Raw genomic sequence first — 242 nt, 5'->3', positions numbered from 1 at the left:
TGCAGCTCTAATATTGATGACTTGATCGCCGCGATTGACCACGGTGCCGGATTAGCAGCTGACACAACAACAATCCCACCGTCCGAACAAAAGACACCCGGAGATATATTTTTAATTGGTTACAGCAAAGGTGCTCCCGATATCTACGAACTGCTCGCGCAGCGCCCCGATTTAAAAAACAAAATTCGCTGTATCTATAATTGGGGAGGAGCCATCGGTGGCTCCTATTTAGCGGATGACAT

General features: G+C 47.5%; 1 protein-coding gene. It reads left to right on the top strand.

What is annotated here, in order from left to right; all coding sequences use genetic code 11:
- Nucleotides 1-242: hypothetical protein (locus A3729_RS32850; protein WP_197475789.1), on the top strand; the 242-nt coding region annotated here is incomplete at both ends.

This window comes from Oleiphilus sp. HI0043, assembly GCF_001634935.1.
This window is presented reverse-complemented; position numbering and strand designations above follow the sequence as displayed.